This is a genomic window from Enterobacter sp. AG326 (assembly GCF_004362415.1).
Lineage (GTDB): Bacteria > Pseudomonadota > Gammaproteobacteria > Enterobacterales > Enterobacteriaceae > Enterobacter > Enterobacter asburiae.
This window is the reverse complement of sequence record NZ_SNXG01000001.1, coordinates 398,964-412,275: the sequence shown is the minus strand read 5'-3', so window position 1 is coordinate 412,275 and position 13,312 is coordinate 398,964. Positions and strand designations below refer to the sequence as shown.

The window sequence follows — 13,312 nt, the reverse complement described above, 5'->3', positions numbered from 1 at the left end:
CTCCTTATATATTCAGTAGGTTAATGGATGAAGGGAGTGTAGCGGGGGAAAGGGGGTTTGGCTAGTGGGTATTCAATGGTGCGGTCTGATGCCCTCACCCTAACCCTCTCCCACAGGGAGAGGGAAAACACCCCGCCCGTAGGCCCGGTAAGCGAAGCGCCACCGGGCGATTGGGCCGCACCGCGTCTCCCACATGGAGAGGGAACGGTCGGGTCGAATTAAATCGAGGTACGGCGATAGCTACGGTATTCAGGCTTCCAGAAGTTGTCGTCGATGGCCTGCTGCAGCGCGTCGGCAGAGGTTTTCACCGCCACGCCCTGCTGCTGAGCCATTTTACCTACCGCAAACGCGATGGCGCGCGACACCTTGTGAATGTCTTTCAGCTCCGGCAGCACCAGCCCTTCACCGTTGTTGACCAACGGCGAGTAGCCCGCGAGGGTTTCGCTCGCCGACATCAGCATTTCGTCGGTAATGCGGGACGCGCCGGACGCGATCACGCCCAGACCAATGCCCGGGAAGATATAGGAGTTGTTGCACTGGGCAATCGGATAGGTTTTATCCTTCCACACCACCGGATCGAACGGGCTGCCGGTCGCAACCAGCGCGTTACCTTCGGTCCAGGCGATGATGTCCTGCGGCGTCGCTTCCACGCGGGAGGTCGGGTTGGAAAGCGGCATCACGATAGGGCGCTCGCAGTGCTTGTGCATCTCGCGAATGATCTCTTCGGTGAAGAGGCCGGTTTGCCCGGAAACGCCGATCAGAATATCCGGCTTCACGTTGCGCACCACGTCCAGCAGGGAAAGGACTTCGTTGTCGGTATCCCAGTTTTTCAGGTTATCGCGCTTCTGCACCAGCTTGGTCTGGAACGGCAGCAGGTTCGGCATGCCGTCGGTCAGCAGGCCGAAACGGTCAACCATAAAGACGCGGGAGCGGGCCAGCTCTTCGCTTAAGCCTTCGCGCTGCGTCTGGGCGATGATCTGCTCGGCGATACCACAGCCCGCAGAGCCTGCGCCCAGGAAGACGATTTTCTGGTAGCTCAGCTGGCTGCCGGCTGCGCGGCTGGCGGCGATAAGCGTACCTACGGTCACGGCTGCGGTGCCCTGGATGTCGTCGTTAAAGGAGCAGATCTCATCGCGATAGCGGTTCAACAGCGGCATCGCGTTTTTCTGCGCGAAGTCTTCAAACTGCAGCAGAACGTCCGGCCAGCGGTGCTTCACCGCCTGGATGAAGTCATCGACAAACTGATAGTACTCGTCGTCGGTAATACGCGGGTGGCGCCAGCCCATATAGAGCGGATCGTTGAGCAGCTGCTGGTTGTTGGTGCCGACGTCCAGCACTACCGGCAGGGTATACGCCGGGCTGATGCCGCCGCAGGCGGTGTAGAGTGAGAGTTTACCGATTGGGATCCCCATCCCGCCAATGCCCTGGTCGCCGAGGCCGAGAATACGTTCGCCGTCGGTCACCACAATCACTTTGATATTGTGGTTCGGCACGTTCTGCAGAATATCGTCCATGTTGTGACGGTTCTGATAGGAGATGAATACCCCGCGTGAACGACGGTAGATCTCTGAGAAACGCTCGCAGGCCGCACCCACCGTCGGGGTGTAGATCACCGGCATCATCTCTTCGAGATGGTTTTGCACCAGGCGGTAGAAGAGGGTTTCATTGGTGTCCTGAATGTTGCGCAGGTAAATGTGCTTGTCGATTTCGGTTTTGAAACCCTGATACTGGATCCACGCGCGCTCCGCCTGTTCTTCAATGGTTTCAACCACTTCGGGCAGTAAACCCAGCAGGTTAAAGCTGCTGCGCTCTTCCATGCTGAAGGCGCTGCCTTTGTTGAGCAGGGGGAATTCGAGTAAAACCGGTCCAGCGTATGGGATGTATAAGGAACGATGTTTTTTCAGTTTGTTGTCCATGTCACTCACTCTTTTTATGAAGATCCGTCCCTGACACTGCTGTTTGTCATCTTTCTGGCCTGTGCGATGGGGTGCGGTCAGGCGGTATTATAAAGGAGCTAAATATTAATTACCGCAACACATAAACAAAAACACCATCGGGATTACCGATGGTGTTCTGGATCTCAGTCTGGAACTTACTTGCCGGCGTGGCGTTTTCTGCCGGTTGCGTGCGTGACCTGCGTTTCGTGGTCGCCTTCAATCACCACTTTACGCTGATTTGAAAGCTTGTAGTTCAGTCCCAGAATATGGCGTGCCTGACGGTTCGATTTCATGTTAACTCCTCAATCCTGTTGATAGTTTTAAGGACCAGTTTGCTTACGCAAACGAAATGTAACCCCTTAGGTTGCAGATCCAGCTTAGCAGGTTTTTACAAGGGTGCGTTTTGCCCGCTGACGACGTAGTTAATAGTCTGCTGGTAGATGTCACTGAGGATGTCATTATCCGTGGATTCCACCCATTTGGTGAGTTCCATCAAAATGTCATCTTCAGTCACAGCACCGTGCTCGGCGTGAAGACCCTGCGCAATCGCGTTAACGAGTTCAGGTTGTGCTGCTGCAGTATTAGCCGGGTAATAAGTAAACATGCTGCCTCCGTGTCGTTGTCTGTTTAATGGTACGGCTCGCAAAAAATTTAATTCATAAACAGAATGGCAAATATTTTCCCGGTTGTGGTTCAGATTCATCTTAGAAATGAAAATGACATAAGTGCATGCTTTTATGCGCTTTTAAAAGGTGTTGCTATATCGACGGGTAACGGCGGGGATATTTTGGCGGTGCTCCTGCTATCGCGGAAATATAGCAGGAGCCGTTTTTAAATTACCACTTCATTTCGCCAGTGTTCACTTTGGCGCTTAATTCCAGCGAGCTTTCTTCAGCCAGGCTTGGATACTGTTTTTTCAGGGTGCCGATGACGCCTGCGGAATCTTTATGCGCGGTTAAAGCCTTTTCAAAGCGCTGCAGATAGTCGCGGGTAAAATCAATCGCGCCAGTACCCGCTGGCGGGGTACCCAGATAGTGGCCCGGGATCACGCGCTCAGGTTTGTGCGCGGCCATATTCTCAAGGGTTTCCTGCCACTGCTTGCGGCTTTCCGGCGTCTGGGTGTCTGCTGTCCAGACGTGAATGCCCCAGGCTACCCCGGTGCCGCCGAGGATCGTTTTTGCTGACGGGATCCACACATAGGCCGCATAGCTGTCTGGCTGTTCGATGTCGACCTTTTCCCCGTCAACCATGAACGTGGTGGAGGCAAGTACCTGCGGGACGACCAGCTCCGTTGGCGCGCCGTCCTTCATCTGCGGGCCCCAGAAGGCGAGCTTGGCGTCTTTGGTGGCTTTAATATGGTCAACCACATGCTGCGTGGCCACCACTTTGGCATTCGGGAAGGCTTTGACCAGCGGCTGCAGGCCAAAATAGAAATCCGGATCGCCGGAGGTGATCACAATCTTATTCAGGGTTTTACCGCTGCGGCGGATTTTTTCTACCAGCGCTTCGCCATCCTTCACGCTGAACTGCGCGTCAAACAGCACAGCTTCCTTCGGGCCGGAAACCAGCGTGGAGGAGACCGGGAAAATGCCTTTTTCCTGCGGGTTATAGGTATCAATGGTCAACGGCGCGGCAAAAACCGCCGGAGTGAAAAGGGTGGAAAGGAGGGCAAGGTGAGTGAGTTTCATGCTGTTGTCTCTGTTGTTCAGGAATGTGTCTATTGTACGGATATTCGCATTTGCCAGAATTCCTGAAACAAGACATGCTTAGTTTCATAAATCGAGCAAATGGAGCTTATATGGATCGCGTTATCGCCGCTCAGGTCTACAACCGGATATGCGAGCTGGGCAGTTTGAGCGCGGCGGCCCGCGCGTTGGGCATTTCCCGACCGATGGTGAGCCGCTACCTTGAACAAATGGAGAAGTGGGCGGGAACGCGGCTGGTAAACCGCTCCACGCGCAAGCTGACGCTGACCGCAGCAGGGGAAAAGGTGCTGCAAAAAACGCGGACGCTCTCGCAGATTTCGCAGGAAATCGAGGGCCAGTCGGAGAAAGATCTGCCGTCCGGCACGCTGCGGGTGGCCTGCGCGCACTTTACCGCCATGCACCTGATTGCACCGGTCCTGCCCGGCCTGCTCTCGCGTTACCCGCAGCTGCGCATCGAGCTGGACGTGAATAACCACCCGGTCAGCCTGGTGGGAGAGCGCATTGACGTCGCCGTGCGCATTACCGACAATCCCGAACCCGGCATGATTGCCCGCCGGCTGGGGGAATGTTGCTCGGTGCTCTGCGCCTCGCCGGACTATCTCGCACAGCACGGTACCCCCGTCAGCCCCGAAGAATTAGCGCAGCACAACTGCCTGCACTACAGCTTTTTCGCCGGGCAGTCCTGGCACTTTCTGACGCCGGAAGGGGAAAGCCTGAGCGTGGCCGTCAGCGGCAACCTGAGCGCCAGCATCTCTTCGCTGTTGATGGACGCGGCGATTAAGCACTGCGGTATCGCCATGCTGCCGGAGCGCGAAGCGTCTGCCGCGCTGGAACGGGGATTACTGGTGCCGGTGCTGGAGGCGCTTGAGCCGAAACCGCTTGCCATCCATGGCATTTATCAGTCCCGGGAATACCAGCCTGCCGCGCTGCGCGTGTTCCTCGACGAACTGTCCCGCTACCTGGCATAAGAAGGGATTACTTCGCCTTTAGCCAGGGAGACGCTGTGCTCCAGAATATAATATCGGCACCGAGATAACTTTCGCCGAAGCGGACAAATTCCGCTTTGGTGAACGGTTTTCCGGTCTGAGGATCCTTATAGGTCAGGGTCGGTTCCTGAACCGCCATGGCGATGAGCGGCAGCGTCTGTTTATTTTTATGGAAGAAGGGATAGGCATTCTTCATGTGCGCCTTGCGGTTGGGAACAATGTCCGGCCCGCCCAGGCCGACGTTGTTGGCGCTGGCATACGCAAACAGACGCCCCATGTAGTTGTGGTCATTATCCCATTCGCACGGCCAGAAGTTCACGTATTGCACCACGTGTGATTTCTGAAAAGCCTTTCGCGCAAAGGCCAGGTTTTCCATTTCACCCGCGAAATAGCTGTCGCAGGTGAACCCGGCGGGCGGATTTTTTTCGTCGATATCAATGGCGGTTTCGGGCAGGTTTACGCCATACACCTCGCCATCAAAGCGCTTCGCGAGGGCGGCCAGCAGCGCCTGGTAGCGCTGGCGCACGGCCGGATCCCACTGACGCGCCACCCATCCTGAACCGACTGGCTTGCCTTCGCCGGGGTTATCGAACTGCGGCGCAATCCCGCCACCGTATCGCTTATCGTGCATCAGATAGTCCGGCACGTAGCGAGCGTCCGGCTCAAAGAAACGATCCTGGATTTGAATAAAGAGCTTTTTTCGGGCGGACTTAACGCGCGCCAGATCCTGCTCAATCCGTGAGAAGTCATAGCTGTCCTTCTCGGGTTCCAGCAGGCGCCAGTTGTAAACGATCTGCACGCCGCCGATATCGCTTCGCGCAACAAGCGGAAACGCCGCGTCGAGATCGCCCGAGCTGGTATAGATAAAGTTTTCCGGCGTTTTTGCCAGTGAAGTCAGCGACAGAGCCAGCGTGGTTACGGCAACGGCCATCCTGATTTTTAGCGCCATATCATTATCCTTTTTGTTGGTACAGCAGGTGAAAGTCCTGGAATTGTCTGTGTTCCAGGGTGGGGCAGATGCGTAGTCTATACTTAACCCTTTGTAAGCCAAAAGGAGAGCAAGAATGACTATTCATAAGCACGGTTCGGCACACTGGTCTGGCGACATTAAGCGCGGAAAAGGAACGGTTTCCACCGAGAGCGGCGTTCTCAATCAACAGCCTTATGGTTTCAATACCCGCTTTGAGGGTGAAAAGGGGACCAACCCCGAAGAGCTGATTGGCGCGGCACATGCGGCCTGCTTCTCAATGGCGCTGTCGCTGATGCTCGGCGAAGCGGGCTATACTGCCGATTCCATTGATACTACGGCGGACGTCTCTCTGGATAAAACCGACGGCGGCTTTGCCATCACTAAGGTTGCCCTGAAAAGTAAGGTGACCGTTCCAGGCATTGCCCCGCAGCAGTTCGACGGCATTATTCAGAAAGCAAAAGCGGGCTGCCCGGTTTCGCAGCTCCTAAAGGCCGAGATTACTCTGGACTATAAGCTCAACTAAGCCGCAGCCGGGTTCGCGCCCGGCTATCCCTTCAGCGCGGCGGGGAACACCTCCGCCAGCCAGGCAATAAATACCTTAAGACGGTGCGTTAAATGTCGGTTCTGCGGGTAAACCACATGGAACGGATACGCGGCAGGACGCCAGTCGCCCAGAATCGCCGTCAGCGCCCCCGCATGCAAATACGCCTTTGCCGAATACTCAAACGTTTGAACGATCCCCAGCCCCGCCGCGGCAGCCGCCAGATGGGCATTACTTTCATTGACGCCGAGATAGTGCGGAATGTTGATTTCCAGCGCCTCGCCGTTCAGCCGGAAGCGAAACGGAAATGCCCGCCCGGTGACGGGCGAAAGGTAGCTGATCAGCTTATGCCCGTTGCACAGCTCCTTCGGATAGGCCGGGACGCCGTGATTTTTCAGGTAACCCGGCGTCGCGCAGGTGACCATCTCGGCGTTACCGAGATGACGGGCGATGAGGGTCGAGTCGTCCAGCGGCCCGCCGCGGATCACGCAGTCTACGTTACCGCTGATGAGATCGACCGGCCGGTCGGCCACGCCAAGGTCGATGCGGATATCCGGGTAGCGCCGCATAAAGTCCGGAAGCAGGGGGATGAGCACGTCCCGGGCGGTGGAGCCGCCCACGTCAACCCGCAAATGCCCTTTTGGCGTCGCGCGGGAAACGCGAAACGAGGTGTCGATATCTTCGATATCAATCAGCACCCTGAGCGCTTTTTCATAGTATTCCATCCCTTCAGGCGTCGCGACCACCCGGCGAGTGGTGCGGTGCAGAAGGCGTATCTCCAGGTGCGCCTCAAGCGATTTGACTAGCTTGCTCAGCGTGGCGATCGGCATATTCAGCGAGTCCGCCGCGCGGGTAAAGCTGCCTGACTCCACGACCCGCGTAAAGGCGCGCATCGCCATGAGCTGGTCCATGATGACCTCTGATTATTTCTGTATATGAATAGTCATTTTCATTTTTGCCTGTTTTTCACTAATGCCGCAAGGGCTAAAGTTTGTTCAACGCGAGCGAAAGCGCGCACCGCAAACCCAACAAAAGGTAAATGACATGAACACGACTCTCTCAGGAAAAATCGCACTGGTCACCGGCGGCAGCACCGGTATTGGTCTTGCCACGGCGCAGGAGCTGGCGGCGCAGGGCGCGAAGGTCTACATCACCGGTCGTCGTCAGGCCGAACTAGACGCCGCGGTAGCAGAGATTGCTTCTGACGCAGTGGGCATTCGCGCGGACGTCTCAAAGCTTGCCGATCTGGATGAGGTTTATGCCCGGATAGCAAAAGATGAAGGCCGTCTTGATATCCTGTTCGCCAATGCCGGTGGCGGCGATATGCTGCCGCTGGGCGCGATCACCGAAGAGCAGTTTGACCGGATTTTCGGCACCAACGTGCGCGGAGTGCTGTTCACGGTGCAGAAGGCGCTGCCGCTGCTCTCCGCCGGATCGTCGATTATTCTGACCGGCTCGACGGTGTCCATAAAAGGGACGGCCAACTTCAGCGTCTACAGCGCCAGCAAGGCCGCAGTGCGCAACTTTGCCCGCTCCTGGGCGCTGGATTTGCAGGGCCGCGGGATCCGCGTCAACGTGGTGAGCCCGGGCCCGATCAAAACGCCTGGACTTGGCGATCTGGTGCCGGAAGAACACCGTCAGGGGCTGTACGACGCGCTGGCCGCGCAGGTACCGCTGGGGCGTTTAGGCGCGCCGGGCGAGGTGGGTAAAGCGGTGGCGTTTCTGGCCTCCGACGCGGCCAGCTTTATTAACGCCATCGAGCTGTTTGTGGACGGCGGGATGGCCCAAATCTAATCCAGACTGCGCCAGCATCGGACGTTACGGCCCTCGCGTGAGGGCTGTAGCGGCTGGGGACGCTCACACCCCTGCGCTGCCATCGGACAACGGTCGCGGAAAAAACAGCCTTCGGGCAGATGACGGTTGCCGGGAAGCTCCGTTTTGCGTAACGCCAGATTTTCATCCAGCGGTTCACCGGTGCGGGGAACCGAGTCGAGCAGCAGACGGGTATAGGGATGGCGCGGCTCGCCAAGCACCTGCGCGGCGCTGCCCAGCTCCACAATCTGCCCAAGGTACATCACCGCCACGCGGTCGCTCATGTGTCTGACCACCGATACGTTATGCGAAATTAACACGTAGGTCAGATTACGCTGCTGTTGCAGGGTCACCAGCAGGTTGAGGATTTGCGCCTGCACGGAGATATCCAGCGCGCTGGTGGGTTCATCAAGCACGATAATATCGGGGTCGGAGGAGAGCGCCCGGGCGATGGCAATGCGCTGGCGCTGCCCGCCGGAGAAGGCGTGCGGAAGCCTGTCGAGGTATTCCGGGCGAATGCCAACCTGCAGCGCCAGATCCTCCGCCAGCTGACGGCGCACGCTCTCGCTGCTGCGTTTCTGCACCCACACCGGCTCGGTGATGATTCGCCAGACCGGCAATCGCGGGTCGAGCGACGAGAGCGGATCCTGAAACACCATCTGCATGCCGCCCGCGTGGTGCGCCCGCTGGCACGCGCCTGTGCTGGGCTTAAGCATGCCCATCAGCAGCTGGGCCAGCGTGCTTTTCCCGCAGCCGGATTCCCCGACAATGCCCAGCGTTTCCCCCCGACGGATCTGCAGATCGAGCCCGTTTAGGGCATGGACCTGTTCCGTTACGCGCCCCAGCCAGTTTTTGCGCGCCGCAAAGTTCACGTGCACGCTATCCAGTTCCAGCAGTACATCAGACATGGTGTTTCTCCCGTTGTGGATACCAGCAGGCAGCCTGTTGGCCTTCTGCGCCATTGGGCTGTAAGCGCGGCGTTTCGCTGCATTTCGCCCCGGCGGCAAAGCAGCGCTCGCGGAAGGCGCAACCCTGCGGAAGCTGGCTGAGGTTGGGGACCGTGCCGGGGATGGCAGGAAGCAGGTCGCGCGGCTGGCCGTTTTCCGGGGCGCACTGCAGCAGGCCGATGGAATAGGGGTGTACAGGGCGGTCGATCAGCGTTTGCGTGGCGCCGCTCTCAATCACGCTGCCGGCATACATCACGTACGTTCTGTCGCAAAGCTGCGACACCACGGCCATATCATGGCTGATAAACAGCACCGAGGTCCCGCTGGCCCGCGCCTTATGCTTCAGCAGGCGCAGCACCTGCAGCTGGACGGTAACGTCCAGCGCGGTGGTCGGTTCGTCGGCGACGATCAGCTCCGGCTCACAGGAGAAGGCAAGGGCGATCATCACCCGCTGGCGCATGCCGCCGGAGAGTTCAAACGGATAACGCTCCATGACCTGCTTCGCGTCCGGGATTTGCATCTCTTCCAGCAGGGTAATCGCCTTCTGCTGCGCCTCGCGCCGCGAAAGCGGCTGATGCTGGCGGATCACCTCCACCATCTGTTTGCCAATCCGCCGCGTCGGGTTGAGGGCGGTCATGGGCTCCTGAAAAATCATCGCCACTCGGGCACCGCGCCACTGGCGAAGCTGCTTCTCGGACGCCGTCAGGACGTTTTCGCCGAGTAACTTCACCTGACCATGATGAATGCGGTAACTCCCTTCCGGCAGCAGCCGCATGGCGAGCATGGCGGTCACGGACTTGCCCGATCCCGACTCGCCCACCACGCCGACGATTTCGCCCCTGCCGATTTCCAGCGAGACGTGGTTCAGCGCGTGGACCTCACCGCGAAAAATCGGGAAGCTCAGATGCAGGTCTTCAATACGTAATACCGGTTCGGTCATTACTGTTTTCCTCCCGACTTCGGATCCAGCAGGTCGCGGATACCGTCGCCAAACAGGTTAAAGCCCACGGCGGTAATCAGAATCGCCGCACCGGGAAAGGCGCAGTACCACCACTGGTCCAGGACGTAGTTACGGCCCACGGCCACCATCGCCCCCCATTCGGCGGTGGGCTGCTGCGCGCCCAGGCCAATAAACCCCAGCGTGGCGGCCATCAGAATGGCGCTGCCGATGTCCAGCGAAGCCTGCACAATCAGCGGCGGCAGGGCGTTGCGCAGGATATGCCAGCGGATCAAATGCCAGCGGGACGCGCCAAACGTGCGGGCGGCCTGAACGTAGGTAAACTGGCGCACCACCAGGGTTTGCCCGCGCGCCAGGCGGACGTAAAACGGGATGCGGACAATCGCAATCGCCAGCATGGCGTTAAACAGGCTCGGACCGAGCGCGGCGGCTAGCGCCATGGTCAGCACCAGGGAGGGAATGGAGAGCATAATGTCCATCACCCGCATGATGATAGCGTCGCCGCGCCCGCCCAGTACGCCGGAAAAACAGCCCAGCAGCGAGCCGATGCCGCCCGCAATCGCCACCACAGCCAGCCCGGCGGTAATCGACTGCTGGCTGCCCGTCAGCACGCGGCTGAACAGGTCGCGTCCCACCTCATCGGTACCAAACCAGTGTTGCCCAGAAGGCGCCTGCAGGCGTGCGGTCAGATCCAGCGCATTCGGGTCATGCGGCACAATCCACGGTGAGGCCACCATCAGAAAGAGCATCGCAATCATAATGACGCCGCCAACGATCGTGAGCGGGCTTTGACGCAGCATCCAGAACAGCTTTGCCCAGTTGATGCGTTGTCCGGCGGTTTTAACCGGGACGGGCGTTTCCTGCGTTAACATCATTCGGCACCTCCGCGCCCGATTCGCGGGTCAATCCACAGGTAAAGCAGATCGACCACCAGATTAACCAGCACGTAGGCCAGCGAAACGACGACTGCAAAGCCCATCACGGCAGGGAAATCGAGCGCCTGAATGGACGTCACCACCCAGGCGCCCATGCCCGGCCAGGCAAAGACGGTTTCGGTCAGCACGGCGCCGTAAAGCAGATCGCCCAGCGCCAGCCCGAGCACGGTGATGGACGGGATCATCGCATTGGGCAGGGCGTAGCGCAGGACGATGTACCAGCCGGGCAGGCCGCTGGCGCGCGCGGTGCGGATGTAGTCTTCGCTAAGCTGCTCCAGCATCGCCGAGCGGACCTGGCGCGCCACGATCCCCAGGTGAACAAACGCCAGCGTCAGCGAGGGTAAAATCAGGTGCTGAAGCGCGTTGAAGAACACCTCACCGTTGCCCTCCAGCAGCGCGTCCAGCATATAAAACCCGGTGACGTGCGTCGGCGGATCGAGCCAGTCGTCCAGCCTGCCGCCGCCCGGCAGAATCTGCAGGTGCCCGTAGAACAGCACGATAACGCCCAGCCCGAGCCAGAAGGCCGGCGTGGAGATCCCGGTCATCGCCATTAAACGCACCAGGTGATCCAGCCAGCGGTTGCGGTACACCGCCGACAAAATCCCCAGCGGCACGCCGATGACCAGCGCCAGCAGCAGAGAACAAAAGGCCAGCTCCAGCGTGGCGGGGAAAAAGGCCTTCAGATCTTCGGCGACCGGACGTCCGGTACGGATGGACGTGCCTAAATCACCGTGCGCCAGAGCGTCCACGTAGCGGCCAAACTGTATATATAGCGGCCGATCCAGCCCTAGCTGCTGGCGGATGTTCTGCACGATTTCGTCGCTGGCGCGGTCTCCGGCCAGCAGACGGGCCGGATCGCCGGGGATCAGGTGTGAAATAATAAAGGTAATAATACAGACACCGGCCACCACCAGGATTAACCCCCAGCAGCGCTGGCGCACTATGCTCCAGAACGTCATACGCTTTCCCCCCGGCGAGAACCGTTATTTGCTCATGGTGGCGATGTTGAACACCTGCTCGAGCATCGGATTAAAGGTGAAGCCTTTGACCTCTTTGTTCATCGCCAGCTGGTAGTTTTTCTGGAACAGATAAACGTAGGCCGCCTCGTCGATAACCACCTTCTGCGCCTGCTGGTAATCTTTGGTGCGTTCCGCCTGGTCGGTGGTTTTCAGCGCGGCCTGCAGCAGCGAATCGACCTCTTTGTTCTCATAGAACGAACGGTTGCCCGGCAGCCCTTTTTTGTCCGATTCGAACCAGTAGTTCATGAACATGTACGGGTCGGCAAAGTCCGGGCTCCAGTTGCCGATGGCAATGTCGTAATCGCCTTTTCCGACGCGGTCGCGCATGGTCGCATTGGCCAGTTTTTCCAGCTTGACGCTAATGCCGATCTTGCCGAGGCTGGCCTGAGTGGAGAGGGCGATCGGCTCCCAGTTCGGATCGTTGTCCGAGTAGAGGAAGGTCAGGCTGGCGGGTTTGTCTTTGACCTTCTCTAGCGCCGCTTTGGCTTTGGCCTCATCGAAGCTGTACTGCATCGCCGTGGCGTCAAAGCCCCACATGCCTTCCGGGATCGGGCCGCGCATCTGCTTGCCGTTGCCGCTCAGAATGCCTTTCACCATCCCCTGGTAATCCGTCGCCCAGGAGATGGCCCGACGTAAATCCACCTGATTGAGCGGCGCTTTGCTGTTGTTGAGATAGAGGTAAGTCACGCGCAGGGACGGGTATTCCGCGACGGCGACTTTGCCTTCCTGCTTCAGGGCCGCAAGCTGATCGACCGGCAGGGCGTCGGCAATGTCCAGATCGCCGCGGGAAAGCTGCAGTCGGCGCGAGGCGCTTTCACCGATAATTTTCACCGAGACGCGCTTAAAGTGCGGCTTTTCACCCTGCCAGTGGGGGTTAGGGACCAGGATCAGCTGCTGGCCTTTCTGCCAGCTTTTGAGCATAAACGGCCCGGAACCGGCGGTGTTTTGCGCCAGAAAACCGCGGGCATCGTCCGCCGCATTGGCCTTCAGCACCGCCGGGTTAATAATGGACGCCCCGTCGTTTGCCAGCGTGTAGAGGAAAGGCGCGAAGGGCTGGCTGAGGGTGAACTTCACCGTATGGTCATCGACGGCATCAATTTTCAGGTCTTTCGGGAAAGCTTCAGACGGCCCCTGGCCGAGCTTCAGCAGGCGCTCAAAGGAGAGTTTTACCGCCTCAGCGGTGACCGGCGTGCCGTCGGAGAATTTCGCGTTATCTGCCAGGGTAAAAGTCCACTCTTTCTGGTCTTCCGACGCCTTCCAGCCCGTCGACAGATCGCCTTCCACCTCGGTAGAGCCTGGCTTGTACTTGACCAGACGCTGGTAGGACGGATAGGTGACGGTCCAGTCGTTGTTATCAATGGTGATGGCAGGATCGAGCGTTTGCGGGTCGGCGGCTTTGCCGATCGCCAGCATGTCTTTCGGGACGGCAGCCAGCGCCAGCGGTGCGCTCAGGGCCAGCGTGGCGGCGATCAGCGTCGAGATAAGCGATGTTTTCATGGCA

General features: G+C 58.8%; 14 protein-coding genes. 3 read left to right on the top strand and 11 right to left on the bottom strand.

Going from position 1 to position 13,312, the window contains the following annotated elements:
* Nucleotides 1-218: 218 nt before the first annotated feature.
* The 4 genes from DFO52_RS01935 to DFO52_RS01920 all read right to left on the bottom strand — a co-directional run bounded on the left by DFO52_RS01935 (nt 219) and on the right by DFO52_RS01920 (nt 3,625).
* A complete protein-coding gene (locus tag DFO52_RS01935; RefSeq protein WP_029740894.1) occupies nt 219-1,916 on the bottom strand; it encodes an NAD-dependent malic enzyme in 1,698 nt (565 codons plus the stop codon).
* Between the two features lie 176 nt (nt 1,917-2,092).
* Nucleotides 2,093-2,230, bottom strand: coding sequence for a stationary-phase-induced ribosome-associated protein (gene sra, locus DFO52_RS01930; RefSeq protein ID WP_008501714.1), 138 nt, complete (start codon nt 2,228-2,230; stop codon nt 2,093-2,095).
* A 95-nt stretch (nt 2,231-2,325) separates the two neighbouring features.
* Nucleotides 2,326-2,541 carry a biofilm-dependent modulation protein gene (gene bdm, locus DFO52_RS01925; RefSeq protein ID WP_013096534.1) on the bottom strand — a complete coding sequence of 72 codons (216 nt, stop codon included), beginning with the start codon at nt 2,539-2,541 and terminating at the stop codon, nt 2,326-2,328.
* A gap of 232 nt (nt 2,542-2,773) precedes the next feature.
* Nucleotides 2,774-3,625: a Vmh family MBL fold metallo-hydrolase gene (locus DFO52_RS01920; RefSeq protein WP_133549082.1), complete on the bottom strand. Its 852-nt coding sequence runs from the start codon at nt 3,623-3,625 to the stop codon at nt 2,774-2,776.
* 110 nt (nt 3,626-3,735) lie between these two features.
* Between DFO52_RS01920 and DFO52_RS01915 the strand changes: the two genes are divergently transcribed.
* Nucleotides 3,736-4,611: a LysR family transcriptional regulator gene (locus DFO52_RS01915; protein ID WP_133549080.1), complete on the top strand. Its 876-nt coding sequence runs from the start codon at nt 3,736-3,738 to the stop codon at nt 4,609-4,611.
* A gap of 7 nt (nt 4,612-4,618) precedes the next feature.
* On the opposite strand, the gene DFO52_RS01910 is transcribed toward DFO52_RS01915, so the two are convergent.
* A complete protein-coding gene (locus DFO52_RS01910) occupies nt 4,619-5,578 on the bottom strand; it encodes a hypothetical protein (RefSeq protein ID WP_133549078.1) in 960 nt (319 codons plus the stop codon).
* Between the two features lie 115 nt (nt 5,579-5,693).
* Here DFO52_RS01910 and DFO52_RS01905 point away from each other — a divergent pair, with 115 nt between their 5' ends.
* The gene (locus tag DFO52_RS01905; RefSeq protein ID WP_023311893.1) at nt 5,694-6,122 is read left to right on the top strand and encodes an OsmC family protein; all 429 of its coding nucleotides are present in this window, start codon (nt 5,694-5,696) and stop codon (nt 6,120-6,122) included.
* A gap of 23 nt (nt 6,123-6,145) precedes the next feature.
* Here DFO52_RS01905 and DFO52_RS01900 read toward each other — a convergent pair whose 3' ends face one another.
* A complete protein-coding gene (locus DFO52_RS01900) occupies nt 6,146-7,051 on the bottom strand; it encodes a LysR family transcriptional regulator (protein ID WP_133549076.1) in 906 nt (301 codons plus the stop codon).
* Between the two features lie 133 nt (nt 7,052-7,184).
* Here DFO52_RS01900 and DFO52_RS01895 point away from each other — a divergent pair, with 133 nt between their 5' ends.
* Nucleotides 7,185-7,934, top strand: coding sequence for an SDR family oxidoreductase (locus DFO52_RS01895; RefSeq protein ID WP_047647659.1), 750 nt, complete (start codon nt 7,185-7,187; stop codon nt 7,932-7,934).
* Here the strand turns inward: DFO52_RS01895 and DFO52_RS01890 are convergent.
* From DFO52_RS01890 to DFO52_RS01870, 5 genes are read right to left on the bottom strand one after another with little or no spacing between them, the layout of a single operon-like run.
* Nucleotides 7,931-8,860 (bottom strand): ABC transporter ATP-binding protein, encoded by a 930-nt coding sequence (locus DFO52_RS01890; RefSeq protein ID WP_133549074.1) that lies wholly within the window; start codon nt 8,858-8,860, stop codon nt 7,931-7,933. The genes DFO52_RS01895 and DFO52_RS01890 overlap by 4 nt on opposite strands.
* Entirely contained in the window at nt 8,853-9,839 is a 987-nt protein-coding gene (locus DFO52_RS01885) for an ABC transporter ATP-binding protein (protein ID WP_133549072.1), read from the bottom strand. The genes DFO52_RS01890 and DFO52_RS01885 overlap by 8 nt, the downstream gene beginning before the upstream one ends.
* Nucleotides 9,839-10,732: a D,D-dipeptide ABC transporter permease gene (gene ddpC / locus DFO52_RS01880; RefSeq protein WP_133549070.1), complete on the bottom strand. Its 894-nt coding sequence runs from the start codon at nt 10,730-10,732 to the stop codon at nt 9,839-9,841. Before ddpC ends, DFO52_RS01885 begins: the two co-directional genes overlap by 1 nt.
* On the bottom strand, nt 10,729-11,751 hold the full coding sequence (locus tag DFO52_RS01875) for an ABC transporter permease (RefSeq protein ID WP_133549068.1): 1,023 nt from the start codon (nt 11,749-11,751) through the stop codon (nt 10,729-10,731). Before DFO52_RS01875 ends, ddpC begins: the two co-directional genes overlap by 4 nt.
* 24 nt (nt 11,752-11,775) lie before the next feature.
* Nucleotides 11,776-13,308, bottom strand: coding sequence for an ABC transporter substrate-binding protein (locus DFO52_RS01870; protein WP_133549066.1), 1,533 nt, complete (start codon nt 13,306-13,308; stop codon nt 11,776-11,778).
* Nucleotides 13,309-13,312: the final 4 nt, after the last annotated feature.